We start from the raw sequence: 25,380 nt of genomic DNA on the forward strand, positions 1-25,380 counted from the left end.
GTAAAGAAACCGCCTAGAAGGCGGCCGTACTATGATTTTGCGTTAAAGTTTAATCGGCAGCACCCGTCTTTTTCAGCAGTTTTGCTGCATCCGCGTAATTGTTATATTCCGCTAGCATTAAAGCGGTATAACCGCCCTTATTTTTCGGGTTTAAATCCGCTCCTGCTTCAATTAAAATTTGTACAATATCGGCATAACCCCGATGTGCGGCCCACATTAAAGCTGTGGCATCTGCCTCATCTTTTAAATTGACATTAGCACCATTTTCTAGTAACAGTTGTACCATAGAAATATTACCCCGATCTGCTGCTTTCATTAAAGCTGTCTTACCTTTGTCAGCAACTACATTAACATCAGCACCAGCGTTCACCAAAAGTTTTACTACTTCCGCGTGTCCGTGAAATGCTGCTAAAGTTAAAGCTGTTTCCTCAAAGTTTTTGGCATTTAAGAAATAGGAACTATTCTCCGGTTTAATCTTTTGCAACAAAGCTGCTACAATTGAAGTGTAACCGTGAAAAGTTGCCACCAGCAAAGGCGTATCACCTAGCTTATTTCTTACTTGGAAATTAGCGCCTCGGTTCAAAAGCAATTCCACTACCTCGGCATTCCCTTCGACAACAGCAAAATTTAAAGCAGTTTCATCATCGTTATCTTTAGCATTAATATCAGCACCAGCGTCAAGCAAAAGAGTTGCAATCTCAACATTTCCTCCCGCCGCCGCTGCCATCAAAGCCGTAGCACCCTCCCCATTTTTAGCATTTACATCCGCGCCTGCATTCAGCAAAGCTTTTACCACATCAACATGACCAAAATCAGCCGCTAAAGTTAAAGCAGTTTCACCATCTCGATCTTGAAAATTAACATCAGCACCACCCGCCAACAATACTTCTACAATTGCTAAATTCCCGGATTTAGCACCTAAAATTAAAGGTGTTTTGCCCTCCCGATTTTTGAAATTTGCATCTAATCCATAATTAAGCAAAATTCCGATAATTTCAGCGTGACCTTGACTGCCTGCTAATAATACTGTAGAATTATCAACATTAGCTTTAGCATCTAGTAAAGCTTTTACAACAGTCTTTTCACCTTGTAAAACGGCTACTTTTAAAGCAGTATCTCCATCTTTATCTTCAACATTGACATCAGCTCCCCCATCCAGTAGAAGTTGCACAATAGAGATATCCCCTTTCAAAGATGCCGCCATCAATGCAGTGCTGCCATCATCATTTTGGGCATTGACATCAGCCCCCCTACTTATCAACAGCCGCACAGCATCAACCTGTTTGTGAGCCGCCGCCAACATCAAAGCAGTGATGCCAAATTGTCTTCTGGCAAAGTTGACATCAGCGCCTTTATCAAGTAGAAGTCGCACAATTTCCGTATACCCTTTCTGCGCTGCAAACATCAAAGCCGTAGTGCCATCTCGATCCTGGGCATTGGCGCTGACACCCTTAGCGAGTAAGGTTTGTACATTAATGATGTTGCCGCTTTTAGCTGCCTGGATTAGTAAACCGTCGTGTTTGGTAGACCCCATAATTCCGCCTCATCCCATCTGTTTGTACCATCACATGAGACTGTCTAAATGGTATGCTAAGTTTTATAAAGTTTTTTGCCCATCCTGAGAACGCTATGAATCTTGTAATTCCTGAATCGGTTAAAATTTGGAGCCAATTCATCCACCCTGCTTTAATGTGGGTGTTGTTTGCGATCGCATTTTACGCCCTTTACCTCGGCATCCAAATCCGGCGTACCAGAGCAAGCGAAGGCGAAGTCAAAAAAGAGCTGATCAAAGGTAAGTTTAACATCAAGCACTACCAAATCGGCTCTATACTTTTAGCCATAATGGTAATCAATACCCTCCTTGGCATGGGTGTCACCTACATCAACAACGGCAAACTGTTTGTTGGCCCACACCTCTTAGCAGGCTTAGGTATGACAGGAATAATTGCCACATCTGCCGCCTTATCTCCCTATATGCAGAAAGGGAATGATTGGGCAAGATACAGTCATATTGCTCTCAATGTCATTCTTTTAGGACTATTTGCTTGGCAAGCAGTTACGGGAGTAGAAATCGTGCTGCGAATTATTAGCAAAATGTAGTAATTTGTTGGTTGTTAGTTGTTAGTTGTTAGTTGTTAGTTGTTAGTTGTTGATTGTTGATTGTTAGTTGTCATTGCGAGCGTAGCGAAGCAATCGCAATAGGTTGAGGAAGCAATCGCAATAGATTGAGGAAGCAATCACAATAGGTTGATATCGCCTTGAGGTTACTAAAGGCAGAACTCATGAATTGTAACTTTGTGGCAAGGTTTTGGGATTGCTTCACTGCGTTCGCAATGACAACTAAAAACCAACAACTAAAAACCAACAACCAACAACTAACAACTAACAATTAACAACTAACCACTAACCACTAACCACTAACAATTCTAAATTATTAGAGGAGAAAGCAGCGATGCAGGTTTCCAAATTCGAGCAAGAATGCCTTTCTCAATTAAATAATCAGTCTCCTCCTGATTTTCAAACACAACCTGTTCGCGATAAAAATCTGCTAGTTTATCAATGTCACCAGAACAGAAAAGATCTCTAGATTTAGTATGAAACGTAACGGGAATTTTAGTCTCGCCAAACCAATAATCTGAAAAATTACCTAACTGCTGATACTTGCGATAATAAAATCCAAATCCGCAACTGATATAATGAAGTATCAGCGGACAACTCGTACACTGAGCCGTTTCTGGATGCTTTTCAACTGTAGTAAATTCGTGAACTCCACTTGGCAAAACACCGGGCAAAACTCGCGCCGCCGCCTTACCATTTCCATAACCAATAAAATACTCTTCTCTCCTAAAAAACTTATTGTAGTCATCAGGTAAAGGATAAGGCATTAAATGCCCATGTTTTTTAAACAGCGTCACCTCTTTAAAGTAATCATCTATTGCCAATTTCTCTGGCACACCTTCAAAATTTCGATAGAGAACTTGACCTATACTGTACGGAATAAAATCAAAATGATCCGAGATTGACTCTTGGGTGTAAAAGAGTTCATCGCAATCAATATGGATAATCCAATCTATCTGCATTTCCCAGGCTAATTTGATGGCAGTTTCAGCATTTAAAATCTGTCTAGCCATCACTTCGCTAGTGACGTGCTGAGCCATATTGTTGTAAAGAGTATTTCCCTTTTGCTGAAATTTCAAGCGTTCATCGCAAGGAATTGCGCTGACATTGGAGAATCTTTGAGCAATTTTTATTGCCTCATCTTCTGGGTTATCAAAAAAGATAAATATGTGGACTATCCCTATTTTTAAATGGTAGCGAATAAAAGATTCAAGAATATTTCCGGGGTCTTTGACAGTAGTTACAATGCAGACCTTTGAACTCATAAAAATCTCTGAAAAATTGCTAATGGCTAAGTAGAAGGAAGAAGGCTTTAGTTATCTAGTTTAAACGTAGTAGTAGGGTGGGCGCTCGCTGACAACCATCTATAGCTATAATTTATCAGCTTTTTGCAGCGAGCGCCCACCTTACAAACAAACTAACTGTTAACAAATTTTTTATGAAGCTTTTTCGGAAACGGTATCCCTAATGAATCGTGAAAAACTTGCTGAGTTTTGTAAGTTAATCGCCGATTAACTTGACCTACAATTTTATCTAAAACACCCTCCCCCGTCTTCTGAATTAAAGCACTAGATTTACCTCGAATAAACTTAGGAAAATATAGCCCCACTGCTAAATCTAGCTGCCATTTAACACTGGTGATTACTGGTGGCAACTGAGCAAGCTCAGACGCATTTAATTTTGCAGAAAATTCTTCTGTCGGTACTTCTACTAACTCCATAACTGAGCAAAAATCAACATCATATCCAGGAGCGGTATAATCGGGAATAGGAATAGTCCGAATGCGGTAAAATCCTTGCTCATCGCGGGGTAGCAATTCCAAACCAATCCGCGCTTCTACGATATACCCAAAAGCGCCAAAACGCCCAATTAACATATCGTAGCCATTCTCCCCAAGGGGTTCAGCTTTCATCGGGTGAGCACAAGGGATGAACCAAGTATGGTGGTTATCAAAATGTTTAGCTACCGTCTGAGCATCGGCATACATCTCCATACTGTCTTCAAAATGGCTGTGAAACCAAGTCTGTTCAGTTTCTGCCGATACCTCTGTAGCTTCCGGTTGCGGGATGTTAGACGGTTCATTCCAAAGTTCTTCGGAAACTTGAACAGCTTGATATTCAGACGAATCCTGCTGCATGATATGCTCTCCTGTGATAGATGCGGTTTTCTCGGCTTAAGGATACCAGTTGAAGATTTAATCTCTAGAATTGATAATGGGGAAAGTTGTGCTTAGCAGCAAGAAAAATTTGATCTTAACTCAGCATAACGCGAGATTGTAAGCAACCCCAGTCTTTAGACAGGGGGCTTGAGCTTGATATTCAAGGTAGGCTAAAGTCTGCAACCTTTTTTCTCTCTGGGTCTAAATGCCGCAGGGTTTCCAACGGAGTTTTTATGAAAGCATTTGTAGCAGGGGCAACTGGTCAAACTGGTCGTCGGATTGTCGAAGAACTCATAAAGCGCAATATTCCTGTCCGTGCTTTAGTTCGGAATTTAGAGACAGCTAGGGAGATTCTACCTCCAGAGGCGGAATTGGTGACAGGTGATGTATTAAATACAGCGTCTCTCCCGGAGCTCATAGGTGACTGCACAGTGCTACTTTGTGCCACTGGTGCTAAGCCTAGCTTTGACCCGACAGGGCCTTATAAGGTGGACTATGAAGGTACTAAAAATCTGGTAGATGCTGCCAAAATTAAGGGAATTGAGCATTTTGTGCTCGTGACTTCTTTGTGCGTTTCTAATTTTTTCCACCCGCTGAATTTGTTTTGGCTGATTTTGGTGTGGAAGAAGCAAGCGGAGGAATATTTGCAAAAAAGTGGTTTGACTTACACGATTGTCCGGCCTGGGGGTCTGAAGAATGAGGATAACACCGATGCGATCGTGATGGAGTCTGCGGATAAACTTTTTGATGGGAGTATTCCGCGAACTAAGGTGGCGCAGGTTTGCGTTGAGGCGTTGTTTCAGCCTGCATCTCGTAATAAAATTGTGGAGATTGTGGCGAAGTCTGAGGCACAGACGAAGACTTTTGACCAGTTGTTTGCTGGTGCGGCTTAAATCGGGAACTGTGCGATCGCATTTTGTAGTAAGGCTTTAGTCAAATTGCACGCAGTTAACTCCCTATATAGTTGCGCTTTAGCCCAGACAGCGCAACTACATAGGAAAATCAAAGGAATTACAAGGAATGACAAGAATTAGAGTTAGAGAAGTTGGCCGCAGAAAACTAGGCTTATTTCGCCGCTCGGAAATCCAAATCTTGAAACGCCTGATTTTCAGCAGCGTAACTATCTTTATTCTAGCATTCTTGATTGGGAATTGGCACGGAAATCAAGAATCTTTTGTAGTTCAAAATGATGGCAATCAATTGCCTCCTTTAGCAATGAAAGGCGGCGATCCTTACATTCGAGCCCTGATGCGAACGATATCAGCAAGCGAGTCGAATGTTAGCAAACCATACTCTGTTATTTACGGTGGCGAACTTGTATCTGATTTAAGCCGTCATCCCGATTTATGCGTAAAAATTGTCTCCGGCCCCAATCGGGGAAAGTGTACTACAGCGGCGGGGCGATATCAATTTTTGAGTTCTACTTGGGAGGAAAAAGCTAAACGATATCATCCCCATCCTGCTCAGTTTATCTTCTGGAAAGAGTACAGTTTTGAGCCAAAATTTCAGGATGCTGTTGTTTATGCTTGGCTGAGCGATACCAAGTTTTGGAAAGCCGATATTTCCGCATTGTTACAACAGGGCAAATTCAATAAAGTGCAGCGGTTGTTATCGGGGACTTGGACAAGTTTAGGATATGGTATAGAAGATAACTCTATGACCGGAGAATTGCCAGAAATATATCAGGAAATGCTACAAGAAGAATTGCGGAAAGAAAGTTAATCTGGACGGGCAAGATGCCCGTACCACAAAATCTAAATTTTCTTGTAAGCAGCATTTTTACTAAGGTGTTTAAGACACTCGCTTATTCCTTCTTCCATTCTTCCATTCTTCCATTCTTTTCCTATTCCCTAGCCCCTAGCTAAATTATCTCACCTCTTCATCGTCACAATAGTAACGGGATTTAATGAGTCAAATCTGGTTGAATTTCCCACAGGCACCGAGCGGGATAATTGTACCTGCATAATTTTACAATTCCAATTCGGTTCCCGCCGCACTCTTTCCTCCTTCCAACTCAAAACAGCAGCTAAATCTTCTACAGTAGACATTGCCAATACTATTACTCCTCCTGGTAACATTCGCAAAGCACAAACACCTAAAATTTTAGTAATTTCTCCTCCACTACCACCAACAAAAATTCGATTAGGCGGTCGCAAACGATGTAGAATTTCAGGAGCATTGCCGTGAATTGAAATTACATTGTGTACCTGAAAACGGCGACAATTTTGCTCAATTAAAGACGTACCTTCCTCCATTTTCTCGATCGCATAAACCTGAGAATCCGGGAACAACCGGGCAATTTCAATCGAAACTGCCCCAGTACCCGCACCCACATCCCAGATCGCTTGACCTGGTTGTAAGGACAATTCCCCCAAAATCAACACCCGCACTTCTCTCTGAGTCATCACCCCAGGGCGATCGCTAAAACTGAGAAAATTACCATCCGGTATCCCTAGCATCGGCAAACTGCCTAAATCCAGAGGCTCCGTTGTCGCCCTAGACTCCCGCAACAGCACAACCAAATTGAGCGGTGCAAAAGTCTCCCCCTGCAAAGCATCTAACGACCATTGCCTGACTCGTTCATCAGCAGCCCCCAAATTTTCGCATAGCCAAAACTGATAACGACTGGGCAAATCTAAAGCCTTAATCAAATGTGCGATCGCCCCTGGAGAATAAGTCTCATCAGTCAGTACAGCAATCTTATCCACACCTTGCTGTAACTTAGCAGTCAACTCCTCAAAAGACCGCCTGTGAGCGCTAATAAAGTGGGCATCTTGCCAAGGAAGTTTCAGGCGGTTAAAAGCCAACTGTACAGAGCTCAAATGCGGATGAAAAATTAACTGTTCGGGAGGCAATTCTGCCACCAATAGCCGTCCCCAACCGTAAAATAGCGGGTCGCCCGAAACTAAAACTACAATTGCACCCGGAAACGAAGTCGCCAACCGCTGCCGAATTTCTTTAATTGCACCCGTCAAATCTCCCAAAACCAAGCGTTCTGCCCGATGCTTAGAGAAATAGCCTAAGTGGCGATCGCTCCCCACCAGCAGAGTCGCCTTTTCTACAATTTGCTGCACCGACTTACTCAGTCCCGCAGCACCATCTAAACCAATGCCAACAATATGTACAGTCAATTGTTTACTCAATTGTGCGCCGTCAACCGATAAATAGAAGGAAGAAGGAAGAAGGAAGAAGGAAGAAGGAAAAATTTAGTTATCTAGGAGAGAAGGAAGAAGGAAGAAAAATTTAGTTATCTAGCAGAGAAGGAAGAATGTTTATACAGTCAGCTTTTTAACCATCCTTATTTTATGTTTAATTAGGTGGATTTACTTATTTAGAATTTAAACAGTTAACAGTTAACAGTTAACGGTTAACAGTTAACCGTTAACCGTTAACCATTTTAAAATTCTAAAACTGGCCAGTTTGGTTGCCGATAATAGTGAGTCATATCGTCAAACTTCCGAAGTTCGACCCGATGTATCCCAATTTCTTGAGGTGCATCCAGCCATTCGTCATTTAACTCAGACAACAGAGAGCAAAAGCGATCGCGGTCTAGCCCCGACCCGATATCGCCAAAATAAGCCAGAGTAACGTGAGCAGTAAAATGATATTGCTGTTCAATTCCCAAAGCAATTAAATCAGGATTTTGATAAATAGAGCGGCGGAACTCCAAAATCTGCTTGTAAGAATTTTCATCCATCGGGGCTAAACAGACAGCGATCGCCCGAGTTCGCACCATTAGTCCCAACACCATCCAGCGAATAGGAAGAGTCGAGGCTACATTTAGTTTGTAGTCAGCAAAACATTCGCCAATGCGCGATCGCAGTTTCTCTTCAAATTCAGGATTTTGACTGGCATCAAGGAAAGCACTGTCCCAAATCAAATCAGCCAAAGTTAAATGGAAGCTGTCCTTCGGCACAGGCACGATCGCCCCTGCCTCTAGCTGCTTCACGAGGGTTTGTTGGCACTCGTCCAAACTCGCATAAAAAGCAGCATTTTCCGACTCTTCCCCCCAAGGCGGTGTCGTCACCGTATAGCCGGGAAAAGCTACGGGCGTTCTCTGGCCCTCTGGTTGGGGCTTAAATTTGGGAGATTCCTGAATGTGCTCCACCTGGGACTTGTAGGTGTCCAGCAGCGTCAGCCGCGCCGCCCGATTCACGTAAGCTTGATAAGTATCGTCCAATCTCGATTGCCTCGCGCTAAGTAATAGCTTTCAGCACCCAGCCGATTTTAGATTGTAGATTGGGGTAGAGGTCAAAATTGCAAATCGCCTAAATGGACGACTCACTAATTAAAAATTAAAAATGCAAAATTAAAAAAAATAATAAATTTTTAATTTTTAATTTTTAATTTTTAATTATTCGCTGCCGATCCCCGCTCTCAAATCCTAAAATTGGGCAACTGATAGTCTCTTATGCAAATTTACCTCTTCTGGGGGGAGGATGACTTCTCTCTGACACAAGCAGTTGATACCCTGCGCCAAAAAGTCCTTGACCCCAACTGGGCTAGTTTCAACTATGATAAAATTCTCCCCGACCAAGGGGATGCCGTTATTTCTGCCCTCAACCAAGCGATGACACCGCCATTCGGTGCTGGCAGCCGCTTTGTCTGGTTAGCGGATACCCCCATAACTCAGCAATGTTCCCAGGAACTATTCGCCGAATTAGAACGGACTCTGCCAGTGATTCCATCCACCACCGTGTTGTTGTTGACAACTCGTAATAAACCGGATAGTCGGCTCAAGTCTACTAAGTTTCTGCTCAAATCTGCTGAAGTTCGCGAATTTTCTCCGATTCCTCCCTGGAAAACAGAAGAGTTGGCAAAGCGGGTGCGCCAAGTCGCGGAGGGAAGGGGAGTAAAATTAACCCCAGCAGCGATCGCACTTTTAGCTGAATGCGTCGGCAACGATACCAGGCAGTTAAATAGCGAATTGGATAAATTAGAGCTCTACGCAGGTAACAGTAACAAACCTTTGGGCGATGAAGCGATCGCCGCCTTAGTCAGGTCAAATACCCAAAACAGCTTGCAACTTGCCGCCGCTATCCGCCAAGGCAATACAGCCCAAGCTTTGCAGCTAGTCGCCGAGCTAATCGGACATAACGAACCCGCCTTAAAGATTGTAGCCACCTTAACAACTCAATTTCGGATTTGGCTGTGGGTGAAATTGGGGGTGCAAGCCGGCGAGCCCGATGAAAAAATAGCTCAAGCCGCAGAAATCAGCAATCCCAAACGAATCTACTTTTTCCGGCAAGAAGTCAAGAGCCTGACTGTCGAAAAATTGCAACAAACCCTACCCCTACTGCTAGAGTTAGAATCATCTCTCAAGCGGGGCGCACAAGAAGTTTCAACTCTACAAACCAAGGTCATAGAACTCTGCACGCTATTCTACTAGCAGCAAATGGTAAGAAAATGCCAGAAAGAGCTAAGGTGGTAGATAAAGATTTATTTAGCACCCACTAAAACTGCAAAAATCGCGAAGCGTTGCGAGGTACGAAGCAATATCATGCCTAAAGGCGATAGATTTCCATTTTGGAGTTTTTGATGAAAATAGCCTCCAAACTCTAGGACGACAGTCTAAGGGCTCAAAGGCAACAAGAGACTTTAGTCTCAAACTTCTTGGTTTTAAGAGCACTTGATTTTTAGGCGCGTGCAGCTTAAAACAAGGAACACAAAGATACACTTGAAGAGCGCATCCAAGACACGGTGACTTTAGCTAGCAAACGGTTGAAATCCCGCAACACATCCGCGTCATACCGCTGGGTATCGTCAGGGGTAAAATGATGAGCAGCTAAGCAGTGAATTAAAAATCAGGATGCTCCGTGCTAAAAAAGTAACCACAGACTCAATATTTGAGCGAGTGGATAGTGGGCTGATGACAAACCCTTTAAGTATCAACTTTTTGATTGTGGATTCACCCTTAAAAAGTTGTGCTTAAAAATCCCCGCGTCTTTAGACCGGAGAGTGTCAATAACCTGCTCGCAGCCCTCTAAGAAGTGCTAGCTATGACACAACAGAACCTGCGGGAACTTGCTAAGCAGGGCGATCCCAAGGTGATCGCGTCTGTAATTAACCGCACACTCCAACCTAAAGGCATCAATGCCCAAGTGGGACGTGACAATGACAACCTCCAGGTTATGCTGGAGTCAGATCAAGTTCCGAACCAAACTGCCCTTATGGACTTTATCCGTAAGGGGATGATTAACTTGGGAGTCGAATCAATTCACACTGTGAAGGTCTACGGTCGTCAGGTAGGTGAAGACTTACCGGCGTGGGAAGACGAGATTGAGCTGATGCCAGCCGCCGATCCAATGTTTTATGCAGATGATGCAATGCCTAAAAAACCTGTAGACGATCCCGATCTTGAACCCGAAGACTACGATCGGGAGGAAGAATACAACTCTGATGAGGATGAGGAAGAGGATGAGGATGACGAAGAGCTAGATGAAGATCCCCCTCAAAAGAAGAAGATCCCTAAATTAGCAATAATTGCAGGGATTATCTTTGTGCCGGTGGCCGCACTCGCGGGGCTTTTCTTTACGGGTAATTTGCCATTCCTAAACAGTTCGGCTCCTCAGCCTACAACTCCTTCACCAGCAGCACCTAAAGCGGGCTCTCCGAAGCCAAAACAGGCTGCTTCTCCGACTGCGGCCGGTGCTCCCAAGACTGTGAAAGCAACCGCACCTTCTCCGGTGGCTTCTGCAACACCAAAACCAGTCGCACCTTCTCCGGTGGCTTCTGCGACACCGAAACCAGTCGCACCTTCTCCGGTGGCTTCTGCAACACCGAAACCAGTTGCACCTTCTCCAGTGGCTTCTGCGACACCGAAGCCAGTCGCACCTTCTCCAGTGGCTTCTGCGACACCAAAACCAGTCGCACCCGCACCTAAACCTGCGACACCTAAACCTGATTCTTGGAGATTAGGGGTTAATAAGGCTCAAAGTGCGGCAAACCTCGCCCAGACATCTATATCAAAAGGTGAGTGGGAAGAAGTGGCGAGTGAGTGGGAAAAAGCAGTTCAGCTAATGAAGGCTGTTCCGCCCTCTAGCCCAAATTATCAAAAAGCTCAGGAGAAGGCAGCAGAGTATCAGTCAAATCTTGGTGTAGCTCAGCAGCGGGCAGCGGCAGCGCAGTGATTTTTGAGTTAGTTTATAGGGCGATCGTCATCTGCTGTGCAGAGGAAAGCTTGCAGTTGTAAGAAGGGCTTCGTGCTAAACATGATATTACAACTGCAAATCTGCTTTATTTAGCGAAAATCCTGCGCTGGCTAAGCCTACCCGCAGGTTCTAGTGTTGCTGGGTACAAATTTACCTGTTGTAGCAGCAATCTCAAAATTCAAAACTGCCCCTTCCTATGCAGAAGGAACCAACCGTTTCCGCAGAGATTCGCTACGGCGTTTAGCAGTAGGATTGTTAGGCTCCAACTTGAGAGATTCTTCGTACATTTCTAAAGCTTGAGTTGTTAATTTTTTGCGCTCATAAGTGTGAGCGAGGTTATTAAGGGCCGTCACATAATCGGGTTTTAACCTAATCGCTTCTTTGTATTGGCGGATGGCTATATCGTATTGTTCTTGACCGAAGTGTGCGAAACCAAGGGCGTTGTAGATGATGGCTGCATCTTCTTCAACTTGTAAGTCTTTGGATTTCAGAGCTTTTTGAAACAGTGACGTTGCTTGAGCATAGAGTTTTTTCTCTACATAGATACTGCCCAATTCGTAATATTCCTGTGCTGTTCCCTTTTCGTTACCGAGTTTGGCTTCTAACCGAAAGAGAGTAGTTTCGATCTTACGAGTTTTGATGATCTGGCGCAGAATAAACCAGCCAGCGCTAGCTAGTATAGCTAGCAATACTGATAGATAAACAATCGGCAAACCGCTATCCATGCTGTTTAAATAGGTAGATTGAAAGATTGAAAGTTTGATAAGTAGAAGGAAGAGGAAAGAGGGAATAGGGATTTAGTTATCTGAATCGTATAGCAACCGCCAGGGCGGTTAGGGGCTAGGGACTAGGATGCTCAGGGCTAGGGAAAGAAGGGAAAGAAGGGGAACAAGGGGAAGAAGGGAAGAATCAGGAGTTTGGTGGAACTCAGAACGTCTTAACTACCAAGAAGGTTGCTATACAATTTAAATTCGTAACAGTTAACAGTTAACCGTTAACAGTTAACCGTTAACAGTTAACCGTTAACAGATGAATGAAGGCTCATCCCAGTTTTACTCTTGTGCTTGATTTGCCAATTCCACCACTTTGCCAAAAGTTGCCGGGTCAATGACTGCCATTTGTGCCAGCATTTTGCGGTTGATTTCAATATTGGCTTTTTTCATGTTGCCGATGAGTCGGCTGTAGCTCGTACCGTGTATGCGAGCTGCTGCATTGATCCGAGCAATCCACAGGCGGCGGAAGTCGCGCTTCCGTTTGCGGCGATCGCGATAGGCGTTGCGAAGCGCCTGCATCACCCGTTGGTTAGCTGTGCGAAACTGCTTGGACTGCGAGCCTCGGAATCCCTTGGCTAGTTTGAGAATTTTTTTGCGGCGTTCTCTAGCGACGTTGCCGCGTTTTACCCGTGTCATCGTTTATTTCCGTTAAACTTTACAAGTATGGAAGCATCAGACGTACATTCTCTTCATTAGTCGGATCGAGGACGACCATTTGAGAGAGCGTGCGTTTACGATTGGAGCTTTTGTGCTGTAGTAAGTGGCTTTTGTAAGCTTTCCGCCGCACAATTTTACCGCTGCCAGTGGCTCTAAAGCGCCTAGCAGCCGATTTGCGAGTTTTTAATTTCGGCATGAACCGGCCTTAATTTGGACACAAGCCTTAAGGATACCACGTTTCTGCTATTGTGTACAAGAGATTTTTTTAGCGATCGCAGGTGCATCTGAGGCGACATCAGCAAGAGATACCAAGCTCTGATGTGAAAAGATATACTAAAAATATGCACAAAAGTTTGAAAAAAAGAATTTTGGAACTGCTAAAAATTCTGTGGGAGAAACTCCAACGGCTAAAGGTGCTGATAGTTTCGCGGATTTTTCAGAAGCGCCTCTCTTCACCGCCGCCAATGCGATCGGCACCTTTACCTACTAATGAAGAAGATAGACTAAAAGCTCTTTATCACTATAATGTTCTCGATACTGCGGCTGAAGAAGCCTTTGACGATCTAACAGCTTTAGCATCTCACATTTGTGGCACTCCAATTGCTTTAGTTAGTCTAGTTGATGCTAACAGGCAGTGGTTTAAATCAAAGATAGGTATCGAAGTTGAGGAAACTCCCAGAGATATTGCATTCTGTGCTCATGCTATTTTACAACCGAATGAATTGCTAGTTGTACCCAATGCGACAGAAGACGAGCGCTTTGCTGGCAACCCGCTAGTAACTTCTGAACCTAATATTAGATTTTATGCTGGAACTCCATTAGTAACTTCTGATGGTTTTCCCATTGGCACTTTGTGCGCGCTCGATACAATTCCTCGCCAATTAACTCAAAAACAACTTGATGCACTACAAATTTTAGGTCGTCAAGTGATTAATCAGATGGAATTGCGAATTAATTTGGCTAACTTAGAGCGCACTCGCGTCAGACATAAGCAAGCCGAGGATAAATTGCGGGCTAATGACGAACAAATTGTCAATCTCTTAGAAGGCATCGCCGATGCTTTTTTTGCCTTAGATCGGCAGTGGCGATTTACTTACGTGAATTATAAAGCGGCCCAAATTTTTGAAAGAGCACCGGAAGAAATTTTTGGTAAAAATATCTGGGAAGAGTTTCCTGAATTTTTAGAATCATCCTTTTATAGAGAGGCACACAAAGCTGTATCTCAGCAAGTTGGCGTGACTTTTGAAGAGTTTCACCCTCATTTAAAACGATGGTTTGAAGTCCGAGCTTTTGCTTCTTACGATGGTATTTCTATTTTCTTACACGACATTTCCTCTCGCAAGCGAATGCAAGCGGCTCTTAATATAGAACAGAAAAAAACAGAGGTTTTACTACTTAATATTTTACCCAAAGTGATTGCAGATAGGTTGAGACAGGAACCCGTGCTGATTGCGGATAGGTTTGATGAAGCGACAATTCTGTTCGCGGATTTAGTTAATTTTACACAGTTGTCAACGCGGAAGACGGCGACGGAGCTAGTTTATTTGCTAAATGAAATGTTTTCCGCTTTTGATAGACTGACTGAAAAGTACGATTTGGAGAAAATTAAAACGATTGGGGATGCTTATATGGTAGCTGGTGGCATTCCCACTCCTAGAAAAGATCATGCAGAGGCAATTGCCGAAATGGCTCTAGAGATGTTAGAAGCAATTAATGAATTTAGCAGCAAACGGGGAGAGGACTTTAAGATCCGTATTGGGATTAATAGCGGGCCAGTGGTAGCAGGGGTAATTGGTACTAAGAAGTTTATTTACGATCTATGGGGGGATGCTGTAAATACGGCTTCGCGTATGGAATCTCATGGAATTGTCGGCAGTATTCAAGTTAGTGTAGATACTTATGAGTTATTGCGAGACAAGTATCTATTTGAGGAGCGAGGTGTTATTAATATTAAAGGCAAAGGGGAAATGATTACATACTTATTGACGGGGAAGAAATAAAAAAGCAGGAAGTATAGCAACCTTCTGTGCATCTCACTCTGCGGGAATTTACTACATCTCCGCCCACACTTAATAAAATTCATAACATACTCGTTAAATCTGTAAGAATTCGCTTAAGTTCTGCTTCCTCAACTCGTTTTACTGCCTTAGCAAGGCTGACCCATTCTCGCTTTCTCTTTTTAGCTTCCGGCCAACTTTCTAAAACTATTTCTACTTGCAATAAAAATACCTCAACTCGGCAAATACGTCCCCACTTCTGATATTCGTAAGTTCCCAGTAAAGTAGGCAAAACATTACCGATTAGTCCGGCTTCCTCCCAAGCTTCTTTTGCAGCAGAGTCTTGCGGTGTCATGTCAGGTTCAACTAATCCTTTCGGTATCACCCACCGTTTCCCTGTCGAAGAAGTAATCACCATGATTTCTATTTCCCCATCTAGGATACGATAGGGAATAACGCCTGATTGTTGAATAAATAGAGGTGGTTTCCGATTTATAGCCATAACTATTGACCGATTGAAATCACTAATTATTTCGTAACGCCGCCCTCTGGGCGGTAAATAACAACCTAGAGGGGGCGTTACAAATTACACAACTAATCTTTTTTAGCTTTCGCCTCTAAATTCTCTAAACGACTCCGCAATTCTTGATTTTCTTTCTTCACCTGATCTAGTTCCTCCCGTAACTGTTTAACAGCTTCATCAGAACCTACATTTTTCTGCACCTTTTGAATTGCTTCCTCCGCAATCCGACGCACTCGACCATCAGGAGTTTGATTTGCTAAAGAACGTAGAATGCGTATCGCTTTGCGGGTTTCCATTTGCCCCAATGCTACAGCTACAGCTACTTGCGTCAGGAAAAAAGTCTCCTTAGAAAGTTCTCCCAACCGCTGCAAAATCCGCTCTAAATTGGCAGGAGTTTGACCACTAGAAATAGAACCAATTGAGCGAATAGCTGCCAAGCGTAAAGCTTGAGGAGTACCAGCAGCAGTATATTTCAAAATCAGATTTAGTGCATCTTCAGAGGTTTTCATTTGTGCCAAACCTGCGATCGCACCAGATCGTACTACCTCATTCCAGCCTTCGCGTTCCTTCAGAACAGATTTTAACTCTTTAATTACCTGTTCATCTGAGGGCTTTTCATCGGCATTTGCCGCAGCGATTCCCCCCAGAGCACTAGCAGCAGCGGCTTCCACATAGTAGCTAGGATCGCCCTTTTCTACTATCGGTTTTAGCAGCTTATAGCTCTCGTGAGTTTTAATTTTACCAAGAGCACTCACCGTAGCACGGCGAACGCGAGCATCTTTATCTTTCAGACCAATTGCTAAAGCTTCAAATGCTTGGTCAAGTTTAATCTCTACTAATTGATTAGCTACTTCAAACCTCACAGCCCAGAACCGATCGTTCTTGAGAGCTTCTGATAGCGCTTTCACGACCTCTAAACCTCCCTTTTTCGCCAAAGCATGAACTGCATAAATACGCGAAATTGGGTCTGGATCGAATTTCAACTGAGCTTTTAGTTCAGCAACTGGATACTCCAAACTAACAGTTTTTAAGAAGTTATTACCAGCATCAAAACTGATAAAAGCTGGTTTGGCTTCTAAGGGAAAGTAAAAACTTTGTTCCCGTTCGTGGACGCGAATAGTGAAAGTTTTTACGGATGTATTAGTTGTTTCACCTTCTTGCTGGGTGTACCCAAATCCTAGAGGTAGTTTCAAATCGAATAAATCTTTGCTATTGCTATTGCCATTGCCATTAGCCTTGCCATTTTTTCCCTCTTTTACTTGCGTTTGCGTCACCGTAACTTTCGCTAACTTGCTGTCATTATCCCAAGCATAACTAACTTTATAGTCAGGATGACCGCCGCGATAAACGTATTGGTCAAACAAAAATAACAGATTGCGACCAGTAGCTTTTTCTATTGCTCTTAGCAAGTCTATTGTTTCTACAGTTTTATGAGCGTTATCCTGCACGAACGTTTGAACAGCTTGCAGGAATAATTCATCTCCCAATTCAGCCCGAATCATGTGATAGACGCAAGCGCCTTTTTCATACAAATGTCGGTCATAAAGCTCAATTGCCTCTCGATAAACGTGAGTAACAATGGGGCGACGATAGCGTGAACTATCCTCAGCCAAATAGTTGCGGGCTTCCATTAATAGGTAGTAAGCAGCATCATCTTTGCTATATTCATATTCCGTCCACATTACCTCAGAATAGGAAGCCATGCCCTCTTTGATCCAAGCGTGCGACCAATGTTTAATTACCACTAGATCGCCAAACCATTGATGACAAAGTTCGTGAGCAACTAAACTTTCTGTGTTGCGATTATCGAGCGCGGCTCGTTCATCTAGCAAGCATCTATCTGTTAGCAATGTGGTAGAAGTATTCTCCATTCCGCCAAAAATGAAATCATCTACACAGACTTGAGCGTATTTAGGATAAGGGTAAGGATAGCCGTAAGTTTGAGAGAAATACTCAATCATTTTGGGCGTTTTACCCATGCTACGCTGACCATCTGCTTCGCGACCTTTTTCGACGTAGTAAGTTACGGGTTTTCCTTGCCATTCATCTTTAATTTCCGCAAAATCTCCCACAGCTAAAGTCATTAGGTAAGTGGGGTGAACTTGTTGTTGCGACCAGTGATAAATTTTATCGCTACCTTCCGTTTTTGTGTCGATTAATTCGCCGTTGGAAATAGCTATAAATTCCTTGGGAACTTGTACCCGGATTTCTGATGTAGCGAGTTGTCCAGGGTAGTCAAAGCAGGGAAACCAAAAGCGGGAGTCTTCGTCTTCGCCTTGAGTCCAAACTTGACAGGGTTTGTCTGGGTAGTGCTTGTCTGGCCCGACAAAATAGAGTCCGCGTTGGGGTTTTTCGACTGAGTAGGCGATATCAATTGTTAGGGGAATATTTGCTGCTGTTGGCGATTGTAATTGCACCTCTAACTGTTCGCCATCGTAATCGAAATTTTGTGCTTTTTCAGCAACTTTCACCGATTTAATTTTTAAGTTGACAGCATCTAAAGTCAATTTGTCAATACCGCTGCGTACTGGGTTAAGGCGGATGCTGCAAGTGCCATGAAAGCTATGTTTGGGAATATCAAGCACCAAGTCTAAGAAAATATGCTCAACTTGGCCAGGGCGATCGGGGTTATAGTGGGGGCGGGCACCAGGTAACTCGAAGGATTTGTGGCCGTTGGTTTCGGAATCGGAGAAAAAATGCAACATCGGGACTGTCAGGGTATGAGACAATAAAGGATAGCTAGTGCTTGAGCTGCCAGAGAGCGCACTGCTTATTACAGGGTAGCGCGTCTTAGCCTTAGTAAGGAGGTTTGGAGGGCGATCGCTTGTAAACTGTAAAAGTAGTTTCTAGGGAAGAGAGTTTACGAACGCAGTCACTTTTAGTTATATTCGTATCTTTTTTGTTACTACCTTACTTGAGGGTGCATAGTATTTTTAATATCCAATTGTGCTTTAATATTTACCTCTACCAAAACAATCAACGTAAAAATTAAATTAAGGTTATATAGTTTTTTAGGAATTTTCAAGGTAAGGAATGGGAAAATCGAGGAATTTTCGTTAGAATTTTTACTAGGGCAGTGTCTTTAAAGGCAAAGCCTGAAACTGAAGTATTTAGGGCAAACCTTATGACCGCTACACTATCAGTTCCTAATTTAATCGAGACTTCACTAGGCGATGAAGCTGAATACTTACTCAGCTATAAGGCGAAAGTTTCCAAAGATTTGTTACACCTTCCGAGTCCCGACTGGGTAGAGCGGATTTTTGGTCAGAGCGATCGCTCTCCGCAAGTTCTACGATCTCTTCAGCAACTCTATTCTAGCGGCCGTCTAGCTAACACTGGCTACTTGTCCATTTTACCTGTAGACCAAGGAATTGAGCATTCTGCGGCAGCTTCCTTTGCACCGAACCCGATCTATTTTGACAGCGAAAATATCATCAAGTTGGCAATATCTGCTGGCTGCAATGCTGTAGCAACAACTCTAGGAGTTTTAGGCAGTGTTTCTCGCAAATACGCTCACAAAATTCCCTTTATTCTCAAGCTTAATCACAATGAATTGCTAACTTATCCTAATCAATTCGACCAAGTGATGTTTGCTTCTGTAGAACAAGCTTGGAATTTAGGAGCTGTAGCTGTAGGTGCTACAATTTATTTTGGTTCGCCGGAATCCACCAGGCAAATTCAAGAAGTCAGCCAAGCTTTTGCACTCGCTCACGAATATGGAATGGCGACAATTTTGTGGTGCTATCTCCGCAACGATATCTTCAAACAAGATAAAGATTATCACCTTGCGGCAGATTTAACTGGTCAAGCAAATCATTTGGGGGTGACGATTCAAGCTGATATTATTAAGCAGAAATTGCCAGAGTGCAATCGCGGCTATGAGGCTGTTGCTAAAGCCAGCGGTCAGAGTTACGGGAAAACAGACAAGCGCGTTTACTCAGATTTAACCAGCGATCATCCCATCGATCTAACCCGCTATCAAGTGCTCAATTGTTATGCTGGTCGCATGGGTTTAATTAATTCTGGGGGTGCTTCTGGTAAGAATGATTTTGCCGAAGTAATTCGCACGGCGGTGATTAATAAACGCGCTGGAGGTTGCGGATTAATTTCGGGTCGCAAAACTTTTCAACGACCATTTGAAGAAGGGGTGAAATTGTTCCACGCGATTCAGGATATTTACTTGTCACCGGATGTGACGGTTGCTTAAATCTTCGGTAACGCTCTGTTAATATCAAATTCAGCTTCCTTACCCCAGAACAAGAGTAAGCAGTCCGACAGCGCGTTTTGCCCTAAAGCTCTGTCACAGAATTTGGTGACAGAATTTGACCGCACCGCGAGCATCAAAGAATCCCATCCCCTTGAGGGGTGGGAGTGTCAACCACAGGATTAGTCTGCCTGCGGGTCATTAAATTTGATGATAAAGTTACTACAGTGAAAGAATAGCTCTGAACTGCTAAGCTTTTTAAATTAACCAAAATTTCAGTTGCTCACAACAGGGATCTCGTTTGAGAGCTGGTAGCAAGTGCATCTCTCTGGGGGAGACAAAAGCAGAAGAACAGCCTTTCTTGCCACACTCTTCCCCAAAGTGTATCTAGGGAGGTTAGGCTAGTGAAGAGTCGGGAAAATACTTGCGCTCCAGACTTCAACAGTCTACCTTGTAATTTCTTAACTCAGTTATCAAGCCCAATAGTTTTGCTTGCGTCTTGCAGCCGAGACAAGCGCACATTGCAAGGTTGCGCTTCACTCTAACGCCAGAGATCCTGGGTTTGATGGCTCATACCTTACCGAGATGTAAACACTTTACCGATAGATCGCCTAAGAAATCTTGCAGGAAAACCCATGTCTAGTATGCAAAACCAATTCACGGTTCACTTCTGGGGCGTTAGAGGCAGCATAGCCTCTCCAGGGGCAGAAACAGTGCGCTACGGCGGCAATACACCCTGTGTAGAAATGCGAGTGGGGAGTCACCGCCTGATTTTTGATGGCGGTACGGGATTGCGGGTACTGGGGCAAAGTCTCCTGTCCCAAATGCCCGTAGAAGCTTATATGTTCTTCACTCACTCCCACTGGGATCACATCCAGGGGTTTCCGTTTTTCGTCCCTGCTTTTGTCAAATGCAATTCTTTTCGCATTCACGGAGCTATAGCTCCCAATGGGGCAACTATTCAGCAGCGGCTTAATGACCAAATGCTTCACCCCAATTTTCCAGTACCGTTGCAAATTATGGGGGCTGACCTCAAGTTCAACGATATCGAAATTGGCCAGCCAGTGGAAATCGGCGATATTAAAGTCGAAAATGCTCTGTTAAACCATCCTGGGGAAGCTGTGGGCTACCGCGTGAACTGGCAAGGATATGCAGCAGCTTATGTCACGGATACAGAACATTTTCCCGATCGCTTGGATGAAAATGTGCTGTTTTTGGCTAGGAATGCTGATGTGCTGATCTACGACGCTACCTATACGGATGAAGAATATTACTCCGAAAAGTCGCCAAAAGTTGGTTGGGGACATTCGACTTGGCAAGAAGCGGTGAAGGTAGCTAAGGCCGCAAATGTTAAAAAGCTGGTGATTTTCCACCATGACCCTTTACATAATGACGATTTTCTCGATCGCATCGGAGAGCAGGTTGCCCAAAAATTCCCTGATAGCCTGATGGCACGGGAAGGTTTGTCTATCCAGTTGGTGCCTCCGACTAATGGTGCTGTTGAGGAGTCCGTACAATCGGAAGTTAAGGTGTCTGCATAGCGGATTTTAAATTTTAAATCGGGTGTCGCAGCTAAAATCCGCCGCTCAAAAATCTAAATGCCGTATGGCTTTGATGGGTAAAGTTATTATCCTTCGTCTACCAATGTCAATTTTAAATTGATTTAGAGGCGTAGCGATCGCGTAACGGCTAAATATGTCAAAATGTTAAGCGTGTGGGTAACTTATTCTTCTACCGCTGCTTTGACTCCTACTACCGTTGCCTTGGGAAATTTTGACGGTTTGCATCTGGGGCACCAACAAGTCGTGCTGCCAATCCTGAATCGGGCACAAATGCTTGCCCCGATGCTTATTCCCCCACAAGAGTCAGTACGATCGAGCCCTGACCTTGATGAAGGCTTAGTGCCTATGTGGGAGTTGGCTAGACCTCTTTCTCGGACGTTTCATGACGAGCGTTTAGCTATTTCGCCACCTGTAGCTGAAGTCAACTACAAAGGCTACAAATCCGACCGCCTAGAACCTGCTTGTGCAACAGTGGTGACGTTTAGCCCCCACCCCCAAGAGTTTTTTAGCGGCAAACCCAGAAAAATGTTAACGCCGTTAAGAGAAAAAATAGCTCTGCTGAGGTCTATGGGTGTTGAGCAACTGGTATTGTTGCCCTTTAATAAAGAATTGGCGGCGCTAACTCCAAAACAGTTTGTTGAACAAATTTTAGTGCAGCAATTGGAAGCAACCCGAATTAGTGTAGGGTTGGATTTTTGCTTCGGGCGCGGACGAACCGGGACAGCTAAAGATTTAGCTGCGATCGCTGCTACTTATGGCATTGACGTTACCCTCGTACCACTCTACACTTACGCAGGAGAAAGGATCAGCAGTTCTGCAATCCGGGAAGCTCTCCAAAATGGCAATCTCCAGAAGGCAAACCAATTGTTAGGCCGTCCATATAGCGTAGGTGGAGTAGTTGTTGAGGGTCAAAAAATTGGTCGAACTATCGGATTTCCCACTGCTAATCTCCAGTTACCCCCAGAAAAGTTTTTGCCCCGTTTTGGCGTGTACGCTGTGCGAGTTGCGATCGAAGAAGAGACTGAGGAAGAGGCTTCAGGCGCAGGAAAATTTAAGCTTAGACCTAAGACAATAAACCTCACGCCTAAAAGTTTTAATCCTCCAATATTGGGAGTGATGAATATTGGCTGCCGTCCCACTGTGGAAGGTGTTAGTCCCACTGTGGAAGTTCACCTGTTAGATTATTCTGGGGATTTGTATGGCAAAACCTTAAATGTAAGCCTGGAAAATTTTTTGAGGCCTGAACAAAAGTTTCCTTCTCTGGAAGCGCTAAAGGCTCAAATTCAGTCTGACTGTGCATTTGCCAGAAAGTTGCTGTATAGTAACCCACAAGGTGATTAGGAGGTTTTTAATTGCTTAGCACTTATAGTTAGGGGCTAGGCTGCATAAGTTTAGGGGAATGAGCAATAAAAATTAGTACTTAGCAATTAGCAATTATGAAAGATCGTATTGAACGGCTCAAGCAAAATCTGAGTCAAACTATTGTCGGTAAAGCGGATAGTATTCGGTTGGTATTGGTGGCGATGCTTTCCGGGGGTCATGCTTTGTTAGAAGACGTTCCTGGTGTGGGTAAAACCCTATTAGCTAAGTCTCTGGCGCGATCGATCGCTGGCAAGTTTCAGCGGATTCAGTGTACTCCCGATTTATTGCCGACGGATATAACTGGGACTAATATTTGGAATCCCCGCAGCGGTGAATTTGAATTTTTGCCTGGGCCAGTGTTTGCAAACGTGCTGTTAGCGGATGAAATTAACCGCGCTACGCCGCGAACGCAGTCTGCTTTGCTAGAAGTGATGGAAGAGCGGCAGGTAACGGTAGATGGAGTTTCTCGCGCTGTTCCTAGCCCGTTTTTTGTAATTGCTACTCAGAACCCGATTGAGTATCAAGGGACTTTTCCCCTGCCAGAGGCGCAGATGGATCGTTTTATGTTGTCTTTGACTTTGGGCTATCCTAAGTCTTCAGAAGAGTTGCAAATGCTACAACGGCTTTCTGACGCTGTTGCGGTTGAGGAGTTACAACCTTGTCTTGGTTTGGATGAAATTCAAGAATTGCGCCGTCTGTGCGCGAGTGTGAAGGTTGAGGATTCGTTGAAGGAGTATATTGTCAATTTGGTGCGATCGACGCGGGAAGATGAGGAAATTACTTTAGGTGTAAGTCCTCGCGGTGCTGTGGCTTTACATCGGGCGGTGCAAGCTTTGGCGTTTCTATCGGGACGGGACTATGTTATTCCTGACGATGTGAAGGAACTCGCACCTCATGTACTTTCACACCGCTTGATTCCGGCGGGAGGACGGCGTTCTAAGACTATTATCGATCGCCTTTTGCGTTCTGTGGCGATTCCTTAGATGGTAGCAATTTTAAATTCGATCTGAAATAGAAGTTTTTGTAGGGTGGGCAATGCTCACCTTACTTGTATATTGAGCGTAATTAAAATAAAGCGGCAACTAAGTTGATTTTACCATGCCGATCGCTAACTTATTGTTTAAGTCCCATTAGATAGATTTACTTAGTGGCTGCTAATTTCTGCTGTGATGGCGATCGCCATTGTCATTGTGTTGGGTTGTCATTGCCAAGACAAGTGCCTGCGTGTAGCGCTTGACTTTGTAAAGCCATCTCCAAATACTGCGATCGCTTCGTTTCACACCCAATGACATATAAATATTGTGCCAGTCGGTAAAAATGCAACCGCTAACATTCCCAGAGGCTTAATCTCTTCTTTATCGTTAAATCCTTGTCTCTTTCTATAGCGCTTCTCAAGCAAGTGAGATCCGCCCCTAGCAATTAACAATTAGCAAGTTTAGCCGATCTACGTGAGAAATACTATAGATTGCTAAATATTTGAGTATAGCTGCCTCTCAAGTTCTGCTATAAAGCCTGTGAAAAGATAGCCATTGCTAAGCATAGGCTAACCTTGGCAGGCATTCCTAACAGTTGTATGAAAACTTCCCTGCTCACCTAGTAACGATGTAGCGGAGAAATAAAATTAAGTATTTTAGGACAATAATATAAGCGCTGGCAGTGGCCGTTATCCAGCCATTGCCACCATTTATACAAGCCGTACACTTTCAGGGGCGATGAGGGAAGTTTTAGAGAATGAAGCTTAGACTGCTTCTTCTTCTTCTCGATCGATTTGCCGCAGGTGAATGTGCTTACGTCCCAAAGAGATTTCAAACTCATCTCCAGGCTGGAGTTCCATCTGTTTAGTATAGGCTGCGCCAATCAGTAAGTTACCGTTAGACTGAACGCTGATGCGATAGCTAGCAGATCGTCCGCCGCGTCCATTACCATTTTGCTTACCATCAAGCTGAATACCCTCAGCATCAATGAGAGCATTGAGGAACTTCATCATGTTGACCCGTTCTACGCCGTTTTTGGTAACGGTGTAGTAGCCACAGGCTCTTGCCTTTTCTTCCTTGGTAAGGTTCTCTAGCTCTTTAACTTTCTTGATGAGAGCTTCGCCTTCTAGGGGCTCGATACTTTTCTTTTTAGCCATCTTCTGTTCCGAAATAGTCAACTACAGGTGTACGATTTTTTTCTTGGCTTACTTTTGCTATGACCAAGAAACTTTAGCTTTATAGCTGGTCGTAAAACTATATTACACCGATCTGCTAAATAGTTAACCACTTGATTAAAAATATTTTAGATAATATCGAGTCTTTCTTAAGGAGTAGCTGCCGAGTCGAAGCAATCTCTCAACTATGTAGCGTAAGCTATGAGCTATCAGCTAGCTAAATATTTGCCCCATATCTGACTGTCAATGAAGTTAACCACTCGCGGACACTATAGTGTGAAGGCGCTACTCGATCTAAGCTCGCAACCTGGTTACGGGCCGGCTTCTGTGAAAGCGATCGCAAGCCGACAAGAGTTACCTGCACCTTATCTAGAAAAATTGCTGATTGAGATGCGGCGTTCTGGTTTAGTTCTATCAGTTCGTGGCACTCAAGGAGGATATCAATTGGCAAGACGACCTGCTTCGATCTCTCTTGGACAAATCTTAGAGGCTGTAGGTGAAACAATTGAACCTTTAGCTGGTCATTCCCCAGATGCTAGTGTTGCAGAAGATTGGGTGACATTCTCTCTGTGGAACCGTTTGCACAAAAAGATTACAGAAGCTCTTTACAGTATTTCCCTTGAAGACTTATACTATGACGTTCGCAGTTGGCAAGCCGTACAAGGGGAAGAAACGAGCTTTATCATTTAAACGATCGCTTACAAAAAGGGTTAAAGATTCTTAATG

At 43.9% G+C, this 25,380-nt stretch carries 23 protein-coding genes; 11 read left to right on the forward strand and 12 right to left on the reverse strand.

The genetic code is table 11. The features are described 5' to 3' along the window. Positions 1–49: 49 nt before the first annotated feature. Positions 50–1,534, reverse strand: a complete 1,485-nt coding sequence (locus PN499_RS13645) for an ankyrin repeat domain-containing protein (protein ID WP_272032513.1) — start codon at positions 1,532–1,534, stop codon at positions 50–52. 95 nt (positions 1,535–1,629) lie between these two features. On the opposite strand from PN499_RS13645, the gene PN499_RS13650 reads away from it, so the two are divergent. Beyond that, positions 1,630–2,100 carry a DUF4079 domain-containing protein gene (locus PN499_RS13650; protein WP_272032514.1) on the forward strand — a complete coding sequence of 157 codons (471 nt, stop codon included), beginning with the start codon at positions 1,630–1,632 and terminating at the stop codon, positions 2,098–2,100. Positions 2,101–2,426: 326 nt separating this feature from the next. Here the strand turns inward: PN499_RS13650 and PN499_RS13655 are convergent, their stop codons facing one another. Together PN499_RS13655 and PN499_RS13660 are read right to left on the reverse strand one after the other, a co-directional pair. Continuing rightward, positions 2,427–3,383, reverse strand: a complete 957-nt coding sequence (locus PN499_RS13655; protein ID WP_272032515.1) for a glycosyltransferase family 2 protein — start codon at positions 3,381–3,383, stop codon at positions 2,427–2,429. Positions 3,384–3,535: 152 nt separating this feature from the next. Continuing rightward, entirely contained in the window at positions 3,536–4,255 is a 720-nt protein-coding gene (locus PN499_RS13660; RefSeq protein WP_272032516.1) for a DUF1997 domain-containing protein, read from the reverse strand. Positions 4,256–4,509: 254 nt separating this feature from the next. Between PN499_RS13660 and PN499_RS13665 the strand changes: the two genes are divergently transcribed. After that, positions 4,510–5,169, forward strand: a complete 660-nt coding sequence (locus PN499_RS13665; RefSeq protein WP_272032517.1) for an SDR family oxidoreductase — start codon at positions 4,510–4,512, stop codon at positions 5,167–5,169. 127 nt (positions 5,170–5,296) lie between these two features. Then, a complete protein-coding gene (locus PN499_RS13670) occupies positions 5,297–5,998 on the forward strand; it encodes a glycoside hydrolase family 24 protein (protein ID WP_272032518.1) in 702 nt (233 codons plus the stop codon). Positions 5,999–6,147: 149 nt separating this feature from the next. Here PN499_RS13670 and cbiE read toward each other — a convergent pair whose 3' ends face one another. After that, the gene (gene cbiE / locus PN499_RS13675; protein WP_272032519.1) at positions 6,148–7,407 is read right to left on the reverse strand and encodes a precorrin-6y C5,15-methyltransferase (decarboxylating) subunit CbiE; all 1,260 of its coding nucleotides are present in this window, start codon (positions 7,405–7,407) and stop codon (positions 6,148–6,150) included. Positions 7,408–7,673: 266 nt separating this feature from the next. Beyond that, positions 7,674–8,456, reverse strand: a complete 783-nt coding sequence (locus tag PN499_RS13680) for a DUF1868 domain-containing protein (RefSeq protein ID WP_272032520.1) — start codon at positions 8,454–8,456, stop codon at positions 7,674–7,676. A gap of 231 nt (positions 8,457–8,687) precedes the next feature. Between PN499_RS13680 and holA the strand changes: the two genes are divergently transcribed. Beyond that, on the forward strand, positions 8,688–9,665 hold the full coding sequence (gene holA, locus PN499_RS13685; protein WP_272032521.1) for a DNA polymerase III subunit delta: 978 nt from the start codon (positions 8,688–8,690) through the stop codon (positions 9,663–9,665). A 610-nt stretch (positions 9,666–10,275) separates the two neighbouring features. Beyond that, on the forward strand, positions 10,276–11,406 hold the full coding sequence (locus tag PN499_RS13690) for a hypothetical protein (protein ID WP_272032522.1): 1,131 nt from the start codon (positions 10,276–10,278) through the stop codon (positions 11,404–11,406). Positions 11,407–11,621: 215 nt separating this feature from the next. On the opposite strand, the gene PN499_RS13695 is transcribed toward PN499_RS13690, so the two are convergent. From PN499_RS13695 to rpmI, 3 genes are all read right to left on the reverse strand, one after another. Then, a complete protein-coding gene (locus PN499_RS13695; protein WP_007354710.1) occupies positions 11,622–12,152 on the reverse strand; it encodes a tetratricopeptide repeat protein in 531 nt (176 codons plus the stop codon). A 327-nt stretch (positions 12,153–12,479) separates the two neighbouring features. Then, positions 12,480–12,836, reverse strand: a complete 357-nt coding sequence (gene rplT / locus PN499_RS13700; RefSeq protein ID WP_007354711.1) for a 50S ribosomal protein L20 — start codon at positions 12,834–12,836, stop codon at positions 12,480–12,482. A 19-nt stretch (positions 12,837–12,855) separates the two neighbouring features. Continuing rightward, positions 12,856–13,053 carry a 50S ribosomal protein L35 gene (gene rpmI / locus PN499_RS13705; protein ID WP_007354712.1) on the reverse strand — a complete coding sequence of 66 codons (198 nt, stop codon included), beginning with the start codon at positions 13,051–13,053 and terminating at the stop codon, positions 12,856–12,858. 145 nt (positions 13,054–13,198) lie between these two features. Here rpmI and PN499_RS13710 point away from each other — a divergent pair, with 145 nt between their 5' ends. Continuing rightward, positions 13,199–14,857 (forward strand): adenylate/guanylate cyclase domain-containing protein, encoded by a 1,659-nt coding sequence (locus PN499_RS13710; protein WP_272032523.1) that lies wholly within the window; start codon positions 13,199–13,201, stop codon positions 14,855–14,857. Between the two features lie 79 nt (positions 14,858–14,936). Here PN499_RS13710 and PN499_RS13715 read toward each other — a convergent pair whose 3' ends face one another. Further along, the gene (locus tag PN499_RS13715; RefSeq protein WP_007354714.1) at positions 14,937–15,356 is read right to left on the reverse strand and encodes an NUDIX hydrolase; all 420 of its coding nucleotides are present in this window, start codon (positions 15,354–15,356) and stop codon (positions 14,937–14,939) included. Between the two features lie 92 nt (positions 15,357–15,448). After that, positions 15,449–18,082 carry a M1 family metallopeptidase gene (locus PN499_RS13720; protein WP_272032554.1) on the reverse strand — a complete coding sequence of 878 codons (2,634 nt, stop codon included), beginning with the start codon at positions 18,080–18,082 and terminating at the stop codon, positions 15,449–15,451. A 419-nt stretch (positions 18,083–18,501) separates the two neighbouring features. Here PN499_RS13720 and PN499_RS13725 point away from each other — a divergent pair, with 419 nt between their 5' ends. From PN499_RS13725 to PN499_RS13740, 4 genes are all read left to right on the forward strand, one after another. Then, on the forward strand, positions 18,502–19,584 hold the full coding sequence (locus PN499_RS13725) for a class I fructose-bisphosphate aldolase (RefSeq protein ID WP_272032524.1): 1,083 nt from the start codon (positions 18,502–18,504) through the stop codon (positions 19,582–19,584). 632 nt (positions 19,585–20,216) lie between these two features. Further along, positions 20,217–21,122: an MBL fold metallo-hydrolase gene (locus tag PN499_RS13730; RefSeq protein ID WP_272032525.1), complete on the forward strand. Its 906-nt coding sequence runs from the start codon at positions 20,217–20,219 to the stop codon at positions 21,120–21,122. A gap of 171 nt (positions 21,123–21,293) precedes the next feature. Then, on the forward strand, positions 21,294–22,484 hold the full coding sequence (locus tag PN499_RS13735) for a bifunctional riboflavin kinase/FAD synthetase (protein WP_417063879.1): 1,191 nt from the start codon (positions 21,294–21,296) through the stop codon (positions 22,482–22,484). Positions 22,485–22,579: 95 nt separating this feature from the next. Further along, positions 22,580–23,488: an AAA family ATPase gene (locus PN499_RS13740; protein ID WP_272032527.1), complete on the forward strand. Its 909-nt coding sequence runs from the start codon at positions 22,580–22,582 to the stop codon at positions 23,486–23,488. A gap of 171 nt (positions 23,489–23,659) precedes the next feature. Here the strand turns inward: PN499_RS13740 and PN499_RS13745 are convergent, their stop codons facing one another. Together PN499_RS13745 and PN499_RS13750 are read right to left on the reverse strand one after the other, a co-directional pair. Then, complete coding sequence (locus tag PN499_RS13745; RefSeq protein ID WP_272032528.1) at positions 23,660–23,797, reverse strand: hypothetical protein; 138 nt, start codon at positions 23,795–23,797, stop codon at positions 23,660–23,662. Positions 23,798–24,243: 446 nt separating this feature from the next. Then, a complete protein-coding gene (locus PN499_RS13750; RefSeq protein WP_007354722.1) occupies positions 24,244–24,636 on the reverse strand; it encodes an AbrB family transcriptional regulator in 393 nt (130 codons plus the stop codon). A gap of 264 nt (positions 24,637–24,900) precedes the next feature. Between PN499_RS13750 and PN499_RS13755 the strand changes: the two genes are divergently transcribed. Next, the gene (locus PN499_RS13755; protein ID WP_272032529.1) at positions 24,901–25,344 is read left to right on the forward strand and encodes an Rrf2 family transcriptional regulator; all 444 of its coding nucleotides are present in this window, start codon (positions 24,901–24,903) and stop codon (positions 25,342–25,344) included. Positions 25,345–25,380 lie beyond the last annotated feature (36 nt).

Origin of the sequence: Kamptonema animale CS-326 (assembly GCF_028330895.1) — a bacterium.
GTDB lineage: Bacteria > Cyanobacteriota > Cyanobacteriia > Cyanobacteriales > Microcoleaceae > Kamptonema > Kamptonema formosum.

Excerpts from the sequence above, each read along its gene's own strand:
- PN499_RS13645 (WP_272032513.1), bottom strand. The coding sequence starts at position 1,534 with ATGGGGTCTACCAAACACGACGGTTTACTAATCCAGGCAGCTAAAAGC.
- PN499_RS13650 (WP_272032514.1), top strand. The coding sequence starts at position 1,630 with ATGAATCTTGTAATTCCTGAATCGGTTAAAATTTGGAGCCAATTCATC.
- PN499_RS13655 (WP_272032515.1), bottom strand. The coding sequence starts at position 3,383 with ATGAGTTCAAAGGTCTGCATTGTAACTACTGTCAAAGACCCCGGAAAT.
- PN499_RS13660 (WP_272032516.1), bottom strand. The coding sequence starts at position 4,255 with ATGCAGCAGGATTCGTCTGAATATCAAGCTGTTCAAGTTTCCGAAGAA.
- PN499_RS13665 (WP_272032517.1), top strand. The coding sequence starts at position 4,510 with ATGAAAGCATTTGTAGCAGGGGCAACTGGTCAAACTGGTCGTCGGATT.
- PN499_RS13670 (WP_272032518.1), top strand. The coding sequence starts at position 5,297 with ATGACAAGAATTAGAGTTAGAGAAGTTGGCCGCAGAAAACTAGGCTTA.
- holA (WP_272032521.1), top strand. The coding sequence starts at position 8,688 with ATGCAAATTTACCTCTTCTGGGGGGAGGATGACTTCTCTCTGACACAA.
- PN499_RS13690 (WP_272032522.1), top strand. The coding sequence starts at position 10,276 with ATGACACAACAGAACCTGCGGGAACTTGCTAAGCAGGGCGATCCCAAG.
- PN499_RS13695 (WP_007354710.1), bottom strand. The coding sequence starts at position 12,152 with ATGGATAGCGGTTTGCCGATTGTTTATCTATCAGTATTGCTAGCTATA.
- rplT (WP_007354711.1), bottom strand. The coding sequence starts at position 12,836 with ATGACACGGGTAAAACGCGGCAACGTCGCTAGAGAACGCCGCAAAAAA.
- rpmI (WP_007354712.1), bottom strand. The coding sequence starts at position 13,053 with ATGCCGAAATTAAAAACTCGCAAATCGGCTGCTAGGCGCTTTAGAGCC.
- PN499_RS13710 (WP_272032523.1), top strand. The coding sequence starts at position 13,199 with ATGCACAAAAGTTTGAAAAAAAGAATTTTGGAACTGCTAAAAATTCTG.
- PN499_RS13715 (WP_007354714.1), bottom strand. The coding sequence starts at position 15,356 with ATGGCTATAAATCGGAAACCACCTCTATTTATTCAACAATCAGGCGTT.
- PN499_RS13720 (WP_272032554.1), bottom strand. The coding sequence starts at position 18,082 with ATGTTGCATTTTTTCTCCGATTCCGAAACCAACGGCCACAAATCCTTC.
- PN499_RS13725 (WP_272032524.1), top strand. The coding sequence starts at position 18,502 with ATGACCGCTACACTATCAGTTCCTAATTTAATCGAGACTTCACTAGGC.
- PN499_RS13730 (WP_272032525.1), top strand. The coding sequence starts at position 20,217 with ATGTCTAGTATGCAAAACCAATTCACGGTTCACTTCTGGGGCGTTAGA.
- PN499_RS13740 (WP_272032527.1), top strand. The coding sequence starts at position 22,580 with ATGAAAGATCGTATTGAACGGCTCAAGCAAAATCTGAGTCAAACTATT.
- PN499_RS13745 (WP_272032528.1), bottom strand. The coding sequence starts at position 23,797 with ATGTCATTGGGTGTGAAACGAAGCGATCGCAGTATTTGGAGATGGCTT.
- PN499_RS13750 (WP_007354722.1), bottom strand. The coding sequence starts at position 24,636 with ATGGCTAAAAAGAAAAGTATCGAGCCCCTAGAAGGCGAAGCTCTCATC.
- PN499_RS13755 (WP_272032529.1), top strand. The coding sequence starts at position 24,901 with ATGAAGTTAACCACTCGCGGACACTATAGTGTGAAGGCGCTACTCGAT.